This is a genomic window from Paenibacillus intestini, from assembly GCF_030803945.1.
GTDB classification, from domain to species: Bacteria; Bacillota; Bacilli; order Paenibacillales; family Paenibacillaceae; genus Paenibacillus; species Paenibacillus polysaccharolyticus.
Genome location: NZ_JAURUN010000010.1, coordinates 65,919 through 85,712, shown reverse-complemented (window position 1 = coordinate 85,712; position 19,794 = coordinate 65,919). Strand labels below are relative to the sequence as shown.

15 protein-coding genes are annotated in these 19,794 nt (G+C 47.0%); 12 read left to right on the top strand and 3 right to left on the bottom strand.

The features are described from left to right. Positions 1-5 precede the first annotated feature (5 nt). The 4 genes from J2T16_RS22710 to J2T16_RS22695 all read left to right on the top strand — a co-directional run bounded on the left by J2T16_RS22710 (position 6) and on the right by J2T16_RS22695 (position 6,186). Positions 6-851: a sugar phosphate isomerase/epimerase family protein gene (locus J2T16_RS22710; protein ID WP_336121861.1), complete on the top strand. Its 846-nt coding sequence runs from the start codon at positions 6-8 to the stop codon at positions 849-851. A gap of 353 nt (positions 852-1,204) precedes the next feature. Then, entirely contained in the window at positions 1,205-2,512 is a 1,308-nt protein-coding gene (locus tag J2T16_RS22705) for a homocysteine synthase (protein WP_154891739.1), read from the top strand. A gap of 648 nt (positions 2,513-3,160) precedes the next feature. Further along, complete coding sequence (locus J2T16_RS22700; RefSeq protein WP_499019329.1) at positions 3,161-5,236, top strand: heavy metal translocating P-type ATPase; 2,076 nt, start codon at positions 3,161-3,163, stop codon at positions 5,234-5,236. 140 nt (positions 5,237-5,376) lie between these two features. Then, complete coding sequence (locus J2T16_RS22695) at positions 5,377-6,186, top strand: alpha/beta fold hydrolase (protein ID WP_499019328.1); 810 nt, start codon at positions 5,377-5,379, stop codon at positions 6,184-6,186. Positions 6,187-6,329: 143 nt separating this feature from the next. Here the strand turns inward: J2T16_RS22695 and J2T16_RS22690 are convergent, their stop codons facing one another. Then, positions 6,330-7,061, bottom strand: a complete 732-nt coding sequence (locus tag J2T16_RS22690; protein ID WP_090924449.1) for a ZIP family metal transporter — start codon at positions 7,059-7,061, stop codon at positions 6,330-6,332. A 257-nt stretch (positions 7,062-7,318) separates the two neighbouring features. Between J2T16_RS22690 and trxB the strand changes: the two genes are divergently transcribed. After that, on the top strand, positions 7,319-8,260 hold the full coding sequence (trxB, locus tag J2T16_RS22685; protein ID WP_090924450.1) for a thioredoxin-disulfide reductase: 942 nt from the start codon (positions 7,319-7,321) through the stop codon (positions 8,258-8,260). Between the two features lie 90 nt (positions 8,261-8,350). Beyond that, positions 8,351-8,581, top strand: a complete 231-nt coding sequence (locus J2T16_RS22680; protein ID WP_499019327.1) for a glutaredoxin family protein — start codon at positions 8,351-8,353, stop codon at positions 8,579-8,581. 292 nt (positions 8,582-8,873) lie between these two features. Here J2T16_RS22680 and J2T16_RS22675 read toward each other — a convergent pair whose 3' ends face one another. Both J2T16_RS22675 and J2T16_RS22670 read right to left on the bottom strand, forming a co-directional pair. Continuing rightward, positions 8,874-9,062 carry a hypothetical protein gene (locus tag J2T16_RS22675; protein ID WP_260510823.1) on the bottom strand — a complete coding sequence of 63 codons (189 nt, stop codon included), beginning with the start codon at positions 9,060-9,062 and terminating at the stop codon, positions 8,874-8,876. 161 nt (positions 9,063-9,223) lie between these two features. Further along, positions 9,224-10,387 (bottom strand): ROK family protein, encoded by a 1,164-nt coding sequence (locus tag J2T16_RS22670; RefSeq protein ID WP_499019326.1) that lies wholly within the window; start codon positions 10,385-10,387, stop codon positions 9,224-9,226. A gap of 213 nt (positions 10,388-10,600) precedes the next feature. On the opposite strand from J2T16_RS22670, the gene xylA reads away from it, so the two are divergent. The 6 genes from xylA (at position 10,601) to J2T16_RS22640 (ending at position 19,749) form a co-directional block, all read left to right on the top strand. Then, positions 10,601-11,917: a xylose isomerase gene (xylA, locus tag J2T16_RS22665; protein ID WP_090924454.1), complete on the top strand. Its 1,317-nt coding sequence runs from the start codon at positions 10,601-10,603 to the stop codon at positions 11,915-11,917. A 447-nt stretch (positions 11,918-12,364) separates the two neighbouring features. After that, complete coding sequence (gene xylB / locus J2T16_RS22660; RefSeq protein ID WP_154891737.1) at positions 12,365-13,858, top strand: xylulokinase; 1,494 nt, start codon at positions 12,365-12,367, stop codon at positions 13,856-13,858. A gap of 301 nt (positions 13,859-14,159) precedes the next feature. Beyond that, the gene (locus J2T16_RS22655; protein ID WP_154960189.1) at positions 14,160-14,831 is read left to right on the top strand and encodes a glycosyltransferase; all 672 of its coding nucleotides are present in this window, start codon (positions 14,160-14,162) and stop codon (positions 14,829-14,831) included. A gap of 22 nt (positions 14,832-14,853) precedes the next feature. After that, positions 14,854-16,956, top strand: coding sequence for a glycosyltransferase (locus J2T16_RS22650; RefSeq protein WP_499019325.1), 2,103 nt, complete (start codon positions 14,854-14,856; stop codon positions 16,954-16,956). Positions 16,957-17,936: 980 nt separating this feature from the next. Next, entirely contained in the window at positions 17,937-18,575 is a 639-nt protein-coding gene (locus J2T16_RS22645; RefSeq protein WP_221788296.1) for a bifunctional 4-hydroxy-2-oxoglutarate aldolase/2-dehydro-3-deoxy-phosphogluconate aldolase, read from the top strand. 211 nt (positions 18,576-18,786) lie between these two features. Beyond that, entirely contained in the window at positions 18,787-19,749 is a 963-nt protein-coding gene (locus J2T16_RS22640) for an alpha/beta hydrolase (RefSeq protein WP_253491369.1), read from the top strand. Positions 19,750-19,794 lie beyond the last annotated feature (45 nt).

Genomic DNA, 19,794 nt, shown 5'->3' with positions numbered 1-19,794 from the left:
ATGAGATGAAACTTGGTGTTCTGGCCCATACGTTTGGTAAACGGCCTACAGCTGAGCTGGCGCAAATCATTGCGGACAACGGATTCAACTCCGTGCAACTGGCTCTTGCCAAAGCATTGTCGGACATGGATTCAGCGAACGGCAAATTGAGTCCTGGATTCGCTAATGAGGTAGGAGAACAATTTGCTAGCCGCGGGGTGAAAATTGCCGTTCTAGGCTGTTACATCAACCCGATTGATCCTGATCCTGTACGCCGTCGCGCAGATATTAACCGGTTCAAGGAACATCTGCGTTATGCCCGGGATTTTGGGTGCAGTATGGTGGCAACAGAAACAGGAGAACGAACGACTTATAAGGATTCTCATCCAGACACATATGATGAAAAGTCATGGAGTGTTCTGAAAGATACGCTGGAGGAGATCACGGAGGAAGCTGAAAAATGGGGCGTACATGCTGCCATTGAACCCGTGGCGACCCATACGCTTCATACGCATGAACATATGACCCGGTTGTTTGAAGAGATTCCGTCATCCAATCTGGGCATGTTGTTTGATCCGTGCAATCTTATTAAACAGCATCATACAGCAGATCAAGGAGCTTTTCTGCGTGAAGTAATGGAGAAGCTGTATGAGAAGATGATCGTGATTCATGCGAAAGATGTAGCTTTCAATGCACAGGGTGAGAAGTATAATCCCGTTCCTGGTGCGGGCATTCTGGATTATCCTTTGTTCTTCGAATTGCTCAAGACATATAAACCACACATTGATATCTCGCTGGAAGGTGTGAATGCAGAAGAGGCTGTGCCTGCTGCCAAGCATCTGCGAGCGGTATGGGACGCTGTGAAGGTTTAATAACCGTAAGCATTGAATGACTAGTAGAGAATTGGTCAACGATCCGTTCCTTTAGCGGATGAAAAGTTTTATGCTGAATGATGAAGCTGCACGAAATGCAATGAGAGATTAGAAGAAATTCTAACGATGAATGAACTGAAAAACCTTTGCCATGGCAAAGGTTTTTTTAGTACAGCAGGATCATACTTTACATATTAACATTTCTTATCGGAAAAATCGGAAATAACTCTTTTCAAAACCGACATCTTGTGAGAGAATATGGAAAACATAAGCCGCCATGATGAGACATCAAGAAGCCAGTAATTGAGATCAGGATGCACCAGAGTGCATATATCAAGGGAGGATTCAGAATTATGTCAAACGAACGTGAACTTTCATTTGAAACATTAGCTATTCATGCAGGTCAAGAGATTGACCCAACAACCCAATCTAGAGCTGTACCTTTGTACCAGACAACATCTTATGGATTCCGTGATACGGAGCATGCTGCTAATCTGTTTGGTTTGAAAGAGTTTGGCAACATCTATACGCGTCTGATGAATCCAACAACGGATGTATTTGAACAGCGGATTGCTGCTCTGGAAGGTGGAGCAGGCGCATTGGCTACGGCTTCGGGTCAGGCAGCTATTACGTTCTCTTTGCTGAACATTGCCGGTGCTGGAGACGAGATCGTGTCCTCGGCAAGTCTGTATGGCGGAACGTATAACCTCTTCTCCACAACGTTGCCGAAACTGGGCCTTGATGTGAAATTTGTAGATTCCAGTGATCCGGAGAACTTCCGAGCGGCGATTACGGAGAAAACAAAAGCATTGTACGCTGAAACGATTGGTAACCCGAAAGGTAATGTACTTGACATTGAAGCCGTGGCAGCAATCGCCCATGAGCACGGTATTCCTCTGATCGTGGATAACACGTTCCCAAGTCCGTATCTGCTTCGTCCAATTGAACATGGAGCGGACATTGTCGTTCACTCGGCGACCAAGTTCATTGGCGGGCATGGTACATCCATCGGTGGTGTGATTGTAGATAGCGGTAAATTCGACTGGAAAGCAAGCGGCAAATTCCCAGGACTGACTGAACCAGACCCAAGTTATAACGGGGTTGTATACACAGAAGCGGTTGGACCGATTGCTTATATTATCAAAGCACGTGTACAGTTGCTACGTGACTTGGGAGCGTCCATTTCACCATTTAACTCCTGGCTGTTGGTACAAGGTTTGGAGACATTGCATCTTCGCGTGGAACGTCATAGCAGCAATGCACTGGCAGTTGCAGAGTATCTGGAGAAACATGAGGATGTTCTGTGGGTGAGTTATGCTGGTCTGCCAAGTCATCCATCCTATGAGCTTGCGCAGAAATATCTGCCAAGAGGACAAGGTGCGATTCTGACGTTCGGCATTAAAGGCGGTGTAGAGGCAGGGCGTAAATTGATCGAAAGCGTGAAACTGTTCTCCCACCTTGCGAACGTAGGTGACTCCAAGTCATTGATCATCCATCCGGCAAGCACAACCCATGCTCAATTGACGGAAGAAGAACAAACAGCAGCTGGCGTAAATCCGGAATTGATTCGTTTGTCCATTGGGACGGAGAACATTCAGGATATCATTTATGATCTGGAGCAGGCGATTAAAGCGAGCCAAGGTGCGAGTGTAGGCGCGTAAAAGTAAATTACAATTGTAGGTGTATCAAAGTATGTCGTACTTGAAAGGTCAAAGCCATGTTCAGTGGGCTTTGGCCTTTTTGTATGAAGAGTTCTTTGTGGCAAAGCTTTATGGTAGGTACATAACGAACGAGTATCCCTTTATCTTTAGGTCATTGGAACGAGGAGAAGGAGGAGCTAGCGCTAACGATCTCCACGGAGTTTATTTGCCTCTTTTACCGAGATTTAAAATCTAACGATTAGCAGAGAAGTTATTTATTCATTTTTCAGCATTTAGGGGCGAGAAATGGGCTAAATGCAAAGAATAGTGTTCCTAGTGATCGATAGCATTAAAAATGATGCATTTTCGATGAAATAAGGTTTCTCATGATCGTTAGCCTGAAACACCCATTTACAAATGAACAATACAGGCATATAATTGAGAAAAAGTTGTATTGAGTAAAAATAATTGCATAAGTACAAAAATGATTATCATTCTCACTGGATTAATGATCTAATGAAAGTGCCGATCGTCTCAAAATCATGCTGCTACGGGATTCCCGTAGCAGCATGTGCCATTTTTAGGGCAATAACAATGGCTCTCATTCTCAATACAACTTGGGCAATGCAGTCAGATGAGAACAAAACCTTCGAAGGGAACGTGATTTATATGCAAGCGATACATCAGCCTTTACAAGGGAAACAGCAAGCCAAGCAACAATCGGCCCATACTCCTGGACCCAAACGGGGCAAGAAACCGAATTTTCGCGCGATGTTGCAGAACAAGGAGATGCAGGCAGCGCTGGGCAGTGGCATCATGATGCTGATTGCATGGGGGATAGCACCTTATTTTGCCACGTTGTCTGTGATAATCTACATTGCCGCTTATGGGATTGGCGGCTGGACGAAGGCCAAAGAAGGTGTCGAAACTTTGGTTAAGGATCGTGATCTGGACGTTAACTTGCTAATGATTGCCGCATCACTTGGAGCGGCGACAATTGGTTATTGGAATGAAGGCGCGATGCTGATCTTTATTTTTGCCCTTAGTGGAGCACTGGAAAGCTACGCGACGGAGCGTAGTCACAAAGACATTTCATCTTTGCTGGCACTTAAACCGGAGACGGCACTGCGGATCGAGGATGGACAAATGAATGTCGTGGCGATTGAAGATTTACAACCGGGGGATCTGCTACTCGTGAAGCCAGGCGAGCTGATTCCTGCGGATGGAGTTGTTTATCGGGGAAGTTCTTTTATCAATCAATCGTCGATTACCGGGGAATCGATGCCAGTAGATAAGAGTGCAGGGGACGAAGTTTACGCTGGTACAGTGAATGGTGAGGGGGCGTTATATGTTGAAGTCACCAAGTCGGCCGAGGGCTCACTATTCGGAAAAATCATCAAGCTGGTGGAGGAAGCGCAAGCCGAGGTACCGGATTCGCAACGTTTTATGGAACGTTTTGAAGGTATCTATGCACGAATTGTTGTAGGTGTTACGCTTCTTGTTATTGTAGGAGCACCACTACTCTTGGGATGGACGTGGAATGAAGCTTTTTACAAAGCCATGGTCTTTCTTGTCGTGGCATCACCTTGTGCACTGGTGTCTTCCATCATGCCTGTGATGCTGTCTGCAATGTCCAGCAGCGCTCGCCGCGGGATTTTGTTCAAGGGAGGGGCGCATATGGAGAATATTGCTCATACCCGAGTGGTCGCTTTTGACAAAACAGGTACGCTCACGATGGGAACTCCCAAAGTAACGGATATCTTCACTGCACCGGGCGTAAGCAGAGAGCAATTATTGTCCGCAGTGGCGTCTGTTGAAAATCTCTCGATGCATCCCCTTGCTCGGGCTATCGTGGAACAGGCGAGTAAAGAAAACTTACCTCTACAAGAGGCAGAGCATGTGCAGTCTATTACAGGACACGGCATTCAAGGAAGCATAAGTGGCGTCGTGTGGAAGATTGGGCGGCTGGATGGAACAGTTTGGGCACAAGAGATACAAGAGAAGCAGACGATGGAAGAGAGAGAAGCTAGGGAAACACTAGCTGTAACGCCAACTGGCGAATTAAAGAATGGCAAAGCTGTGGAGTCTATAGCCAATGATGTACTCGTAAACGGTGAAGCAGACTGGGAAGCGGTATGTACCCGACTGGAGCAGGAAGGCAAAACGATATCTGTTGTAACTGTCAATGGTGAGTTTGCGGGTTTGATTGCGATGCGGGATATGATCCGTCCACAGGCGGTTGAAGCTGTGAAGAAGCTGGAGAGCATGGGTGTCAAAGTAGCGATGTTAACCGGTGATCGTGCCCGTTCAGCTTGGGTCATTGCCGGTGAAACCGGGGTTAGTCTGGTCTATGCTGAACTGCTACCTGAAGATAAGGTCACACAGGTGCAAGCGCTCCGTGAGCAATATGGTCATGTGCTGATGGTTGGTGACGGGGTTAATGATGCGCCTGCACTTGCGGCAGCAACAGTGGGGATGGGCATGGGGTTATCAGGCAGTGGGACAGCAATTGAAGTGGCCGATGCGGTGCTTATGAATGATAATATCGAAGAGATTGCTTGGGTAATCGGGCAAGCTCGGCGAGCCGAACGCACGGTGAAGCATAATATGTGGTTTGCCATTACAGTTATGTTAGCGTTAATCGCAGGTAACTTCTTACAAGATATTGCTTTGCCACTTGGAGTGGTTGGTCATGAAGGCAGTACCATTTTGGTGATTCTGAATGGACTTCGACTGTTGCGTTAAGTTGTGCTTTAACGCACAGTGCCCCAGCAGCTCCCGTTTGAACCTGTTGTCAGAGGGTAATAGTCGAAGAGACGATACAATGTAATGCAATGTATCTCACTGACGATAATTACTTTTAACGATAAAGGGAGCTGTGAACAATGGGCCGTTATGTACAAGTTGAACCGAATGTAAAAGTATATGTTGAAGATATTGGTGAAGGGACTCCGGTACTATTTTTGCACGGCTGGCCTGTCAATTATAAAATGTTTGAATACCAATTGAATGTGCTACCGAACCACGGCATTCGTACCATTGCAATGGATTTCAGAGGTTATGGTTTATCCGATAAGCCGTCTACTGGATATGATTATGACCGCATGGCAGACGATGTTCGTGCTGTTATTGACGACCTGGGGCTGACAGATGCCATACTCGCTGGTTTCTCCATGGGTGGTGCTATCGCGGCACATTATATGGCGCGTCATCAGGGACACGGAGTATCGAAGCTGGCACTGCTGTCGGCGGCGGCACCTGTATTTACGCAGCGTGAAGGTTATCCGTACGGTTTAACGCCGGATGAGCTGAATGAGCAGATTATTGAGCCGATCTTCACGGATCGTGCGAAGCTATTGGATACGTTCGGCGGAATGTTTTTTGCGAAGAAGCACAGCCAGCCTTTCATGCAATGGTTCCATGCACTAGGCATGGAAGCTTCGTCTTATGGTACGATTAACAGTGCGATGGCGTTGCGTGATGAGGATTTGCGCGGGGAATTGAAAACGATCCAGGTGCCTACAGCCATTTTCCACGGTAAAAAAGATGAAATCTGTCCGTTCGAATTCGCTGAAGAGATGCACAAAGCGATCCCTTCGGCTGAAATGGTTGTGTTTGAAGAGAGTGGACACGGTGCATTTTACGATGAGTTGGAAAAATTCAATGCTGAACTGATTCGATTTATTCAATCTTGATCGTTTAAATAAAAAGAAAATATAAATTGCCTTACAGATGATTTCAGCAATTTCAGTAATTTCATGGAATCTTCATTTGTGGCTAAAAAAAGAACCCGACTTCAGCATCCGCTGTGGTCCGGGTTCTTTTGCCTTTCACCCATCTAGAACAGTTCGGTTAGTCCGATCATCGTAATCAGACCAAACAGGAAGGAGATCGTAGCTGCGCGTGCATTGCCGTCACCATGACTCTCAGGGATGAGCTCTTTATAAACGATAAACATCATCGCACCTGCTGCGAACGCGAGACCGTAAGGCACCAGTCCGGCAACAAGACTACTGAGTGTATATCCGATCATGGCCGTTATAATCTCTACAGCCCCAGTCAATGTTGCAATACCAAGTGCTTTAAAGCGGCCGATGTTCTGATTGACGAGAAAGAGAGCGACGAGAAAGCCTTCCGGTGCATTTTGCAAACCGATAGAAAAGGCAATCAGGTTGCCTAAGTTTTCATCCGTACTTGCATAACTTACACCGACAGACAAGCCTTCCGGCAAGTTATGCATCGTAATGGCTGCGATAATCATGAAAGCTTTGCCTTCAATTTTGAAAGGCATCTTTTCGGGGTTTTCCAGATCTACGTGCGGAATACGCATCTCCAGCACCAGCAGAACCAGACTGCCGAGCATAATGCCAAAAGCAAGAACAAATAAATTAGATTGTCCCAGTGCTTCGGGAATGAGATTGTACACCGAGGCTGAAGTCATAATACCCGCTGCGTAAGCGAGCAGAATGTCGCGCAGACGATGTGATATTTTACGCATAAATAAGATCGGTACGGCCCCAAGTCCGGTAGACATGGCCGAAATAATACTGCCGAGTAGAGCGTCGTTCATGCTTCCATTTTCCCTCCTGATGAAGACTTCTTCATAATCGCTGCCGAGCATTGACACCGTACATAAAAGAGATCATAATGAACAACAGATTAGAATGATTATAAATTAGAATTCCGTTTCTGCATAGGTGAATCGTCATATTCGTAGGCAGCTCTTATGGACATGATGTGGGCTATCCGTTCTAGTGTATGCAAAGGCTCGCGCTTTTGATGCCGGAGAGCTTGATCTTTTTGCAGAACATGGGGGAGGAACTATACATGTATAAATCAATTATTATTGGAACAGGCCCTGCAGGGCTGACAGCAGCAATCTATCTGGCACGTGCCAACTTGAACCCACTCGTTATTGAAGGACCGCAACCGGGTGGACAACTTACAACAACGACAGAAGTGGAGAACTTCCCGGGTTTCCCTGATGGCATCATGGGCCCTGAACTGATGGACAACATGCGTAAACAAGCGGAGCGTTTTGGCGCAGAATTCCGTACGGGCTGGGTAAACAACATCGACATGAGCGAGCGTCCTTTCAAAATTCAAGTCGAGGGTATGGGCGAACTCGTATCCGAGACGTTGATTCTGTCTACAGGCGCATCTGCTAAATATTTGGGTATCCCAGGAGAAGAAACAAACGTGGGCCGCGGTGTCAGCACATGTGCGACATGTGACGGATTCTTCTTCCGTAATAAAGAAATTATCGTTATCGGCGGTGGCGATTCCGCACTGGAAGAAGCAAGCTTCCTGTCCCGTTTCGGTTCCAAAGTAACACTGGTGCACCGTCGTGAAGAACTGCGTGGCTCCAAAATCATGCAAGATCGTGCACGCAGCAACGAGAAAGTAGAAATGGCACTGAACCGCACACCACTTGAAGTGATTGCTGGCGACAACGGCGTAACTGGACTGAAAGTGCTTAACAACGCAACTGGTGAAGAAGAAGTGATTCCGGCAAGCGGCGTATTTGTAGCGATTGGTCACACACCAAACACAGGTTTCTTGGGTGGTCAGATTACTACAGACGAGCATGGTTACATTTTGACAACTCCAGGTACTTCTGAGACAAACATTCCAGGCGTATTCGCATGTGGTGACGTTCAGGATACACGTTACAAACAAGCCATTACCGCTGCAGGTAGCGGATGTATGGCTGCAATGGACACCGAGAAATTCATTGAAAGCCTGGAGCACAGCGCAGTAGCGTTGTAATTCGGAAAGCCCGATGTTTAAACAGTGCTTCATTTAGCTTATAAATAATTAACCATATATAACAAATAATAATTCTGAGGTGAACTAAACATGGAAAACGTAATTGTATACACATCCACCAACTGCCCGAACTGCAAATCCGTCAAGACTTTCCTGGCTGATAAAGGTATTGCTTACGAAGAGCGCAACATCGAAACAAGTGACGAGTTCGCACAACAAGTATGGGATATGGGCGTACGTGCAGTTCCTTTGACTGTAATCGGTGAACACCGCATTCTGGGTATGAATAAAACACAATTTGCTAAAGTATTGGACGCTTAATTCATGCTTGGCTAGCTATGGTTGCTGGCTATGTAGTTTAACAGAATTGAAGCTATTCCGGTTCGCGCGAGCCGTTTGAATATAGAAGTAAGATTGGGAAGGGACCGTACCGTATAAGGTACGGTCTTTTTTTAATTTTTCTGATGTTGGAAGAAATGGGGGAAAACAAAAAGAAGACGCGTAAGACAACGTCTGGACTTGAGGACATTGCGCATAAGCGTCTCCTTTTTAGTCGGAGCAACATCATTTGCCTTTGAGTATAGGAGTACATTCAAGCGTAAAGAATTCTTCGCTAGAAAAAAATACTCATGCATGTCTGAAATACGACATACACCAGTAAGCCTGACAGCATGTACATGAGACCAGCCTTCTTTTTGCTCTGAAAAAAACGAAGTATGCCCAGGCTGAACAGGGGCGCAAGCACAATCAGGAACAGGAGTACGGTGACAAATACTGGCGCCGAGATATCTGATGTATCCACGTAGGTCACGAGTTTCACTCCGTTTCATTATCGGATAACACGGCAACGAGAACGCTGCCATGACAAAAATCACATAATCTCATTATACCTCTGGATTTCTTTAACAAAAAGGGAGGAAATGGGGCGAAATCTTGTCAATTTTAATGATTTTTAGCTAAATATTAAACAGAGACCCTTACATTACCTAAAAATTGGGATATTGCAGAATAAGCAGCCCCTATTCGAGTCGAACGGCTACCAAGTGCAGCCCATTCCACTTGCAGACTTCGACGGTGATAAGGCAGGGTACGTTCCTCGACCACCTGTTTGAGGGCAGATTCAATCCAAGGCTTAGCCTCCGAAAGCGGACCGCCAATAATAATACGCTCCGGGTTGAAGCTATTTACGATGTTGGTAATGCCAACGCCCAGCTTGCGTCCGATGATATTGTATAAGGCGATCACGTCCTGATGTCCGTTCTGGGCGTGTTCAATCAGTTCTTTGGTCGTATGTGCAGGCAGGTGCTGCTGATCCGGGTGTTCGTATACTTTTTCCGAAGCATATAACTCCCAGCATCCCCGATTACCGCAAGAACAAGGCAGACCCTCTGCTTCAATGGACATATGTCCAGTCTCACCCGCGTAACCCCACGCACCCTTATATAATTCACCATCAACCATAATGCCTGAACCAATCCCGATCCCTGCACTGATATAAATCAGATGACGCACACCAACACCTGCACCAAAGTTTAATTCGCCCCGTGCTCCCGCGTTGGCCTCATTATCAATCGTGACGGGAAGGTTGAAGCTTTCTTCCATCATGGATCGCAAAGGCACCATTTCCCACTTTAAGTTGGGCGCAAACAGTACGGTTCCTTGCTCATCCACCATCCCTGGAACACCGATGCCTATGCCAATTACTCCATGCGGAGAGGGGGGAGCCTGTTCCATCAGGTGCCTCGCAGCCAGCTTTAATTGTTCAAATACAGACGTTGCATCATGCTGCTTCAGATCGACGGCATAATCGGCAACGATATGACCTTCGAGGTCGGTGAGTACTCCCTTCAAACGCGTTACGCTCAGTTCCAGACCAACAGCATATCCAGCCGTACCTCTGAAAAGCAGCATTAGCGGTTTACGTCCACCGCTGGATTCTCCTGGCCCAATCTCCTGCACCAACTCATCGCTGATCAGATCCGCTACCAGATTGGAAACCGTTGCTTTGTTGAGACCGGTCACTTCGGACAATTTCGCCCGGGAAAGGGGGGCATGACGGCGAATCGTATCCAGTACGATCGACTTGTTTATTTTTTTGACCAGCATCTGGTCTCCGGTAATTTTCATATCGATAAGACACTCCTATTCTTTGTAACAAAGGATTTCATGTATATCCGCTAAGAAGCTATTCGACTATTATAGCGTAAACGAAGCGGGAAAAAACAATTTTATTTTTACTTTGTTTAACCAATAGACAAAGTAAAATGGATGTGTTAGGATAACGGTGTAAACGATTTCTTAAACAAACTCTTTTAAAACTTTTGAGGAGGCATTTATCACATGGCCTATTTTGAATCCGTTAATAAGATTGCATTCGAAGGTAAAGATTCCAAGAATCCATTTGCTTTTAAACATTATAATCCGCAAGAAGTTGTTGCTGGCAAGACGATGGAAGAACACTTCCGTTTCGGTATGGCTTACTGGCACACATTAACTGCAGGCGGTAGTGACCCGTTCGGCGCTGAAACAGCAGTACGTTCATGGGATAGCTACTCCGGTCTGGATAAAGCGAAAGTTCGTGTGGAAGCGGCTTTTGAATTTATGGAAAAAATGAATCTGCCATACTACTGTTTCCACGATGTAGACGTGGCTCCAGAAGGCGCATCACTGCGTGAATTCTACAGCAACATCGACACCATCGTTGATTTGCTGGAAGAGCACATGAAAGCAAGCGGCAAAAAGCTGCTGTGGAACACAGCTAACATGTTCTCCAACCCACGTTTCATGTTTGGTGCAGCATCCACTTGCAACGCAGACGTATATGCTCACGCAGCAGCGCAGATCAAAAAAGGTCTGGAAGTAGGTAAACGTCTCGGTGCAGAAAACTATGTTTTCTGGGGTGGCCGTGAAGGTTACGACACATTGCTGAACACGGACATGCAACTGGAGCAAGACAACATTGCTCGTATGTTCCATATGGCTGTTGACTATGCAAAAGAAATCGGCTTCGACGCTCAGTTCCTGATTGAGCCTAAACCTAAAGAGCCAACAAAACACCAATACGACTTCGACGCAGCAACTTCCATTGCGTTCTTGCAAAAATATGATCTCGACAAACAGTTCAAACTGAACCTTGAAGCGAACCATGCAACGCTGGCTGGTCACACATTTGATCATGAAATCCGCGTAGCGCGTATCAACGGCATGCTCGGTTCCCTGGATGCGAACCAAGGCGATCTGCTGATTGGCTGGGATACGGACGAGTTCCCGGTTGATATGTATGATGCTACTCTGACCATGTACGAAGTGTTGAAAAACGGCGGTTTGGGCAAAGGTGGCGTAAACTTCGACGCGAAAGTTCGTCGTGGCTCCTTCGAACCTGAGGATCTGTTCCTGGCTCACATCGCAGGTATGGATACGTATGCGAAAGGTCTGAAAGTCGCTTCCAAGCTGATCGAAGACCGTGTATTCGATGAATTCATCGAGCAACGTTACAGCAGCTTCAACGAAGGCATCGGTGCAGAGGTTGTTGCAGGTAAAGCAACACTTGCTTCCCTCGCGGAGTATGCTTTGAACAACGAAAACCCACGCAAAAACCAATCCGGACGTCAGGAATTGCTGAGAGCAAAGCTTAACCAATACATCCTGGCTGACTAATAACAGTCTTAGAGGAAGAGTAGATTCCTGCCCAAGCGTACTGCCTATGGCTAGATCATTGCCGTAGATAAAGCAGGAATCATACCTCTTCTTACTCGGTGCAAAAGTATGTTGCACCCTGGACGTTGAATAAGCGTGACATTCAAACCGTCCCCGCTTTCCTCTGGGAAGGCGGGGACGGTTTGTTATCATTGTTGGCCCCCGAGTTGCCCCAAACGAGTACGTTTGTACCGTTTGAAAGCAACGTTACAGGGCATGTAGAAACGGAGTGAGCAGAAAGGACCCGGAGAAACGAAGTGTTCGCATTTACAACCGGATTTCACCCTTGAAAAGGGGAAAGTGAGGAAATCCGGGGGTAAGGGGCGATCGGAGGGTTTTCTGCACACGGAGTGGCTCAGCATGCCGCACCTAAGGTTTCAATCCTGTATAAACGAAAGGAGTATACTTATGAGTTATGTAATTGGCGTCGATCTCGGAACGAGCGCGGTCAAGACCGTTTTGGTCAATCGTGAAGGTAAAGTGGCATTTGAAGCATCGGAGGCTTATCCGCTGTACCAGCCTAAAGCTGGATATAGTGAACAAAATCCAGAGGATTGGGTGGAGCAGACAATTGTGTCGCTTCGCAAATTGCTGGAAGTATCTGGCGTGCAGCCTTCCGAGATTGAAGGATTAAGCTTCTCCGGGCAGATGCACGGGCTGGTGCTGGTGGATGCAGAAGGTAAACCACTGCGCAATGCCATCCTGTGGAACGATACCCGAACGACAGCACAGTGCCGCCGGATTGAGAAGGTTCTTGATAGCAAGTTACTCAGCATTGCCCGGAACCGTGCATTGGAAGGATTTACGTTACCTAAAATCTTGTGGGTGCAGGAAAATGAACCTGAATTGCTGGAACAAGCGTCTTTGTTTCTGTTGCCAAAAGACTACGTCCGTTACCGCCTGACTGGCGATTACGCGATGGATTATTCCGATGCAGCGGGTACGTTGCTGCTGGATGTGGCAGGCAAACAATGGAGCACGGAGATCGCATCCGCATTTAATCTGCCGATGACGCTTTGCCCGCGCCTAGTTGAATCATTCGACGAAGTCGGCACCTTGTTGCCTGAGATTGCAGAGCAAACAGGCTTGGCGCCAGCAACCAAAGTATTTGCTGGCGGTGCCGATAATGCCTGCGGTGCAATTGGTGCAGGCATATTGAGTGAAGGACAGACGATGTGCAGCATCGGTACGTCCGGAGTTGTTCTCTCGTACGAAGAACGAAAGGATCTCGATTTCGAAGGGAAAGTGCACTTTTTTAACCATGGTGAGAAAGATGCCTTCTATATTATGGGTGTGACGCTGGCAGCAGGATACAGTCTCTCCTGGTTTAAAGACACCTTCGCAGCGGACAAATCATTTGATGCTCTTCTACAGGGAATTGACCAGATTCCGGCAGGAAGCAACGGATTGTTGTTCACGCCATATATCGTAGGGGAGCGCACACCTCACCCGGATGCCAACATTCGAGGCAGCTTTATCGGCATGGATGCCGGGCATAAACTGGAGCATTTTGGACGTGCTGTAATGGAAGGCATCACCTTCTCGTTACGTGAGTCGATTGATATTTTGCGTGGTGCAGGTAAGACGGTCAATGAGGTGATCTCCATTGGAGGCGGAGCGAAGAACGAAGCTTGGCTGCAGATGCAAGCGGACATTTTCAATGCAACGATTGTGAAGCTGGAGAGTGAGCAAGGTCCGGCGATGGGGGCAGCTATGCTGGCGGCTTATGGCAGTGGCTGGTTCCCGACAATGCAAGAGTGTGCGGCGGCGTTTATTCGTCCAGCGAAATCTTACGTACCAAACCCGGAGACGGTAGCGGTATATGACGGTTTGTTTGCCCTTTATCAAGAGGTGTACGGACAGACACGCGGCTTGAATGATCGTTTGGCGGCATATCGTTAAATCGAAGGTTTCATAAATAGTCCGTATTCAAAAATAAACTGAATAGAAATATCCTGTTCCAAAAGCATTCGCGCAAGCGAGTGCTTTTTTTGTGTTAGGTGTGAAGTAAATCCCGAGGTGGCTATGCCGGAACACTTTGCCCTGCATAACCGGATTCCAGCTTAGCATAGATTGGATATAGAGGGTTTGCGTCTAAAAGAACCGGAAGCATGGGGGTGTGGGGTTGGAAGAACAGGAGCAACACAAACGGGAACAGGGCAAGGAACAACCAGTTAGGAACAGGCCGCATATCACCTTATCCATGATTGTATGCAACGAGGAGAAGCGATATCTTAGGCGGGCACTTATGACACATCGTGCATGGATTGATCGGGCTGTCATTATTGATGATGGAAGCACGGATGGGACGGCTGCTATGTGTAGGGAGCTTTTACACGGTATCCCTCTAGTACTAGTGCAGAATCCGGTCTCGCGTTTTTCCGATGAGGTGAGTCTGCGAAAACAACAATGGGAGGAGACCCTTTCAACTAACCCGGAATGGATTCTTAATTTAGATGCAGACGAGGTTTTAACGCCGGATTTTGGTGTTTTGAGGGATGACCTCTTAAGTGGATTGGAAGAAGCGATTTACTTCCGTTTATATGATATGTGGAGTGAGACTGCGTACCGGGAAGATGTGTACTGGCAGGCTCATATGTATTATCGACCTTTTCTAGTCAAGTATCGTCCCGGGATTGTCTATGAATGGAAGGAAACACCGCAGCATTGCGGACGATTCCCGTTGAGCATTCAGCATCTGCCCTATGCCTGTCATCCCCCGCGAGTAAAGCATTATGGCTGGGCAAGAGAAGAAGACCGCGTTCGCAAATATGAGAGATACCAAACACTGGACCCCGAAGCAAGGTATGGCTGGAAAGAGCAATATGAATCGATATTGGATGCAGAGCCTCGGCTTATTCCATGGTCTGATTAAGGGAAGGGAGTGAGCTTCATTGGTGAAAGACCCGCTAGAACGTAAAAACAGTAACAAAAGTGTCCAAGGTGAAACACAAGCGGATACCATACCCTCCAAATCTCAGAAGGAGAACCAACATCAACAGCCACAGCCACAGGAAAAGGAAAAGGAAAAGGATGAGGATGAGGACATCTCGCAAAGTACCCGTGAGCGTATCCTGATTGCTAGCCCTGTACGGCAGACAGCTGCCATTCTGAATGAATTTCTGAATTCCCTGCAGAGCCTTGAGCGAAAGACGGTGCGTACAGACTATTTGTTTGTAGATGATAATGAGGAGGAAGCCTCCTCCCAAATGCTGAACGATTTTGTACTTCGACATAACGGTAAGGTGATCCATGCTCGCGATATGAATGGTACGGAGAGTGGGGACGCGGCCGACCCAGGAAACTACAACAAAGATGAAGGTGGGCATTACTGGAGAAACGAACAGGTATGGCGAGTGGCCAGGCTGAAAAATAACATTTTACAGTACGCACGTGAACATCAATATGATGGCGTGTTTCTGATCGATTCTGATCTGGTGTTGCACCCTCGAACGCTGGAACAATTGGTATCGAACCAAAACGAGATTGTATCCAATATTTTTTGGACCAGCTGGCAACCGGGAACAAAGGAAATGCCGCAGGTATGGCTTCAGGATGAATATGCACTCTATCGGCGGGGGGGTTCAGTTCTCGAGGCAACAGAGGCGCAGGATGAGGACGCACAGGCGAGCGCCTTTCTAAACCAGCTACGTATTCCGGGTTGTTATGAGGTGGGCGGATTAGGCGCTTGTACTCTAATTCGGCGATCTGTACTTGAAGCGGGAGTGAATTTTGACCGTATCCCGAATGTTTCTTTTTGGGGAGAGGATCGTCATTTCTGCATTCGTGCTCAGGCGTATGGGTTTCAACTGTTTGTGGATACCCACTACCCAGCCTATCATATCTATCGTTTGTCCGATTTACCGGGGGCGGCGGCCTATAACCGCAGAATTAAACGAGGCGAAGAGGGAATTCGAATTAGCTTATGTATGATTGTAAAAAATGAAGAAACTTCCCTCGCCAGATGCCTGGATTCCGTAAAAGGAATTGTCGATGAGATCGTCATTGTGGACACAGGTTCCACGGATCGTACAAGGCAAATTGCGGCTCAGTACACCGACTGTATTTTCGATTTTGAGTGGGTGGATGACTTTGCGGCGGCACGTAATTTCGCCTTCGACCAAGCTTCCTGTGAATATATTATGTGGCTGGATGCGGATGATGTGTTTGAACCGCAGGATCGCGCCAAGCTGATCGCATTGAAACAGTCGCTTGATCCGGCTGTGGACAGTGTAACGATGGATTACAACCTCTCCTTCACGCCAGATGGAAAGGTCTCGTATAGTCTACGGCGAAATCGTCTGGTGCGGCGGGATCGCCAGTTTCGCTGGATTGGTGCAGTGCATGAATACCTTGCTGTAGCAGGCAATTTGCTGCATAGTGATGTGGCTGTGACCCATAAGAAAGATAAGGTGTATACAGATCGAAATTTGCGAATATATCGCAAACGTGAACAGGCCGGTGAAGACTTCTCACCGCGTGACCTCTATTATTTTGGCAATGAACTGAAAGACCATGCTTTTCATGAGGAAGCCATAACCTACTATGAGAAATTTCTGGACACCGGACTGGGATGGGTGGAGGATCGGATTGCCGCCTGCCAAAAAATTGCGGATTGCGAGGCCGTACTGAAACGTCCGGAACGGGAATCGGCGGCGTTGTTTCGTTCTTTTGCCTATGATTTGCCTAGAGCAGAGGTGTGTTGCCGACTGGGGGGATATTTTGCTGACAGAGAAGACTATCGCCAAGCTATATTCTGGTACGAACAGGCTGTGCAGGCGAACCGTCCAGGTGATCCGATGGTTGTACTGAATGAAGCCGCATGGACTTGGATGCCGCATCTGCAACTATGTGTATGTTATGATCGAATGGGCAACCGAGCGAAAGCGAAGGAGCACAACGATATTGCCCTAACTTATCATCCAACTCACCCAAGCATGTTGTACAATGATCGATATTTTAAGGATTTGGCGAAGGAAAGTGTAATGGAGAACGCATAGAGTTTAGTTTAATGGGTTTGAATAGCGATACATGATCAGCACGTTAGTTGCCATAATGCATGTAATGCACGGAAATGTTGCATGTGTAACTCCTCCTTTTCAAAAAAACTAGAATGAATCCCAAGGTTAAAAGAGTCCACCTCTTCGCGATGAAGAGGTTTTTTGTTTCTATTTTAAAAACCAAAATTAAGGTAGTGTGCTCACAGGGGAGAAAATCGGGAGTGTTATAAATGAAGAATTTAAGTAACAAGCGGTGAAATTTATCCAAAACATAAACGAAGGCGCTTGGGGATCTCGCGGAAGAACTTAATATCCCGAAGGATAAGTTTGTGGAAAACCCTCGCTCAGAGTTTTCTTTGGAGAATGTATCTCGGAGTGGATGTTAAAATGTCGGAGCGGTTATTACATTACGTTAATGGGATTCATGGTGCGTGGGTAACTGGCTCCGACTTTATTCTAACGATCACAGGAGAGCTTATTTCAAGACTTTTGGGGGTTTGAAAATTCTAATGATCACCACAGACGCTATTTCGCCAAAAATGGACAAAATCGGGTGAAATCATAACTAATTTGAGTAAATAAGCTCTCTGGAGATCGTTAGAAAATAAAAAGTGGCGAATCAGGCCAAATAAGCTCACTGGTGATCGTTAGAAGATTTAAATGCTATAATGCTATGCCTAAACCGAATCGGCTTTCATAAATTGCAACCACATAATGAAAATGTCTTGATGTCTTGATGTCTTGATGTCTTGATGTCTTGATGTCTTGATGTCTTGATGTCTTGACACCACTGGTGGACTTATTGTTGCTTTGTTTAAATTCCCTAACTTCACATCACTACGTCCACAGTTCCCTAATATGGATTAATGTATTTCATCCAATGGAGCATATGCATTACAATAGTTTTTAACGGAAAAGCAGTGTACACCAAGACGGGTCCTCGGCTGCCGAATCTGAACGAAGTAAGGGAGTGAATGGATATGAATCTGACAAAAGTATTACTCGAATCCAGACTGGTCGCAATTGTACGTGGCATAAGCCGGGAAGCGGCGGTGACAGCCGGTCAGGGGATGACCGAAGGCGGCATTCGTCTAATGGAAGTCACGCTGAATACACCGAATGCGCATCAGATCATTGCTGACTGGCGCGAACGTCACGAAGGACAAGCCTATGTCGGCGCAGGCACGGTACTCAATGTGAGCATGGCGAAGGAGGCCGTGTCTGCAGGGGCACAATTTTTGGTCTCCCCCAATGTCGATCTGTCTGTCATTGAATATGCTGTAGAACACGGTGTTGAGATTTGGCCCGGGGCCATGACGCCTACGGAGATTGTTGCTGCGCATGAAGCAGGAGCACGGGCTGTTAAGCTGTTTCCTGTGGCTAGTCTGGGTATTCCATACCTGCGTGAAATCAAGGCACCTCTCGATCACATCCCACTGCTCGCAACGGGTGGTGCGACGCTGGAGAATATCGCTTCCTATTATGAGGCAGGTGCAGCCGCAGTAGGCTTGGGAAGTGCACTTTTGCCAAAAGAAGCTCTGAATTCAGGAGATAGTGCACAGATTGCAGAGCGAGCGAGAGCATTTGTGAAGGCGGCGACAACGAGAACAGACCGGTAGACTGAGGTTAGGTAACGGTAAGAGTAAAGGCACTGGAGCAGAGGTTTTAATTTAAGAAGAAATAAGTAAATTAGGCGTAATGGGGTATATATAAAAAGAGTTTACACGGTTAATCGTTATAACAAACAAAAAGTGGAGATCATTTAACGTGTAGTTGATCCTGTTATCGTATGATAAGCGTATGTCAGTAGCCAGAGAGGAGAGAGGCCTTGTGAAAGCGAGAACGATGATTGGCGGTATGTTGGCAGTGGCCGCTGTAACTGCGGGTGGTTTATGGAAGGCAGCGGTAAAAAGCCAGACACCCAAAAAAATTCCGATTACGTTGACACCGCCGATGCCTTTTGAGGATATTACCTTTGAAAGTGGAGGGGGACAGGTGCAAGGTTGGTTTATTCCAGCGAGACCCGATGTTCCTAAGCCCTGGCCGCTCGTAATCATCGCACATGGCTGGGGTTCCAATCGCTCTCGTGTATTACGCTATGCACGCCCCATCTGGGAGGCCGGGTATGCACTGTTTATGTATGATGTACGTAGTCATGGAGCCAGTGATCCTGTTCGTGCTGCATCGGCCTATCTGTTCAGGGACGATCTACTGGCTGCGTTGACCTATGTATCAGGCCGTTCCGAGATTGATCCCGAAGCGATTGGCGTGTTGGGGCATTCCTTAGGTGGACTGGGGACGATTCTAGCAATTACAGAAGGCATTCCAGTTTCCGCCGTGGTTACCGACTCCATGCCATCCCAATTTCAGGTGATCGTCAGTTCGGAACTGAGACGCCGGCGTTTGCCGCTGTTCCCACTGGCACAGTTGATCCCCCGAATCTGGTTTTGGCGGTTAGGTGAGTCTTTAAAGACTTATCAGCAGAATGATGCCGTAATGATGCTGAATGAGCGGAGAAGAAGCATGCAGTTGCCATTCCTGATGGTACACTCCAAGGGGGATAACTTTATTCCGCCGAGTGAACTGGAATATTTTATGTCCAAAGCCGATCCGCCGGTAGAGCATCTATGGGTTAACAGTGAAGGACACAGTTGCTCAGAGGAAGACCCGGCTTTTTGGGACACGGTGATTCCGTTCCTGAAAATGCATGTTCGTTCTGCTCCAGAGCGAGTTACGCATGATGAAGCTACAATAAATCAGGACGGAACAGATCTGCATCATAGTGCAGGTTGATAGAAGGAAACGCCAACTTGATTGGCGTTTTTTTGTTTTGTTTTT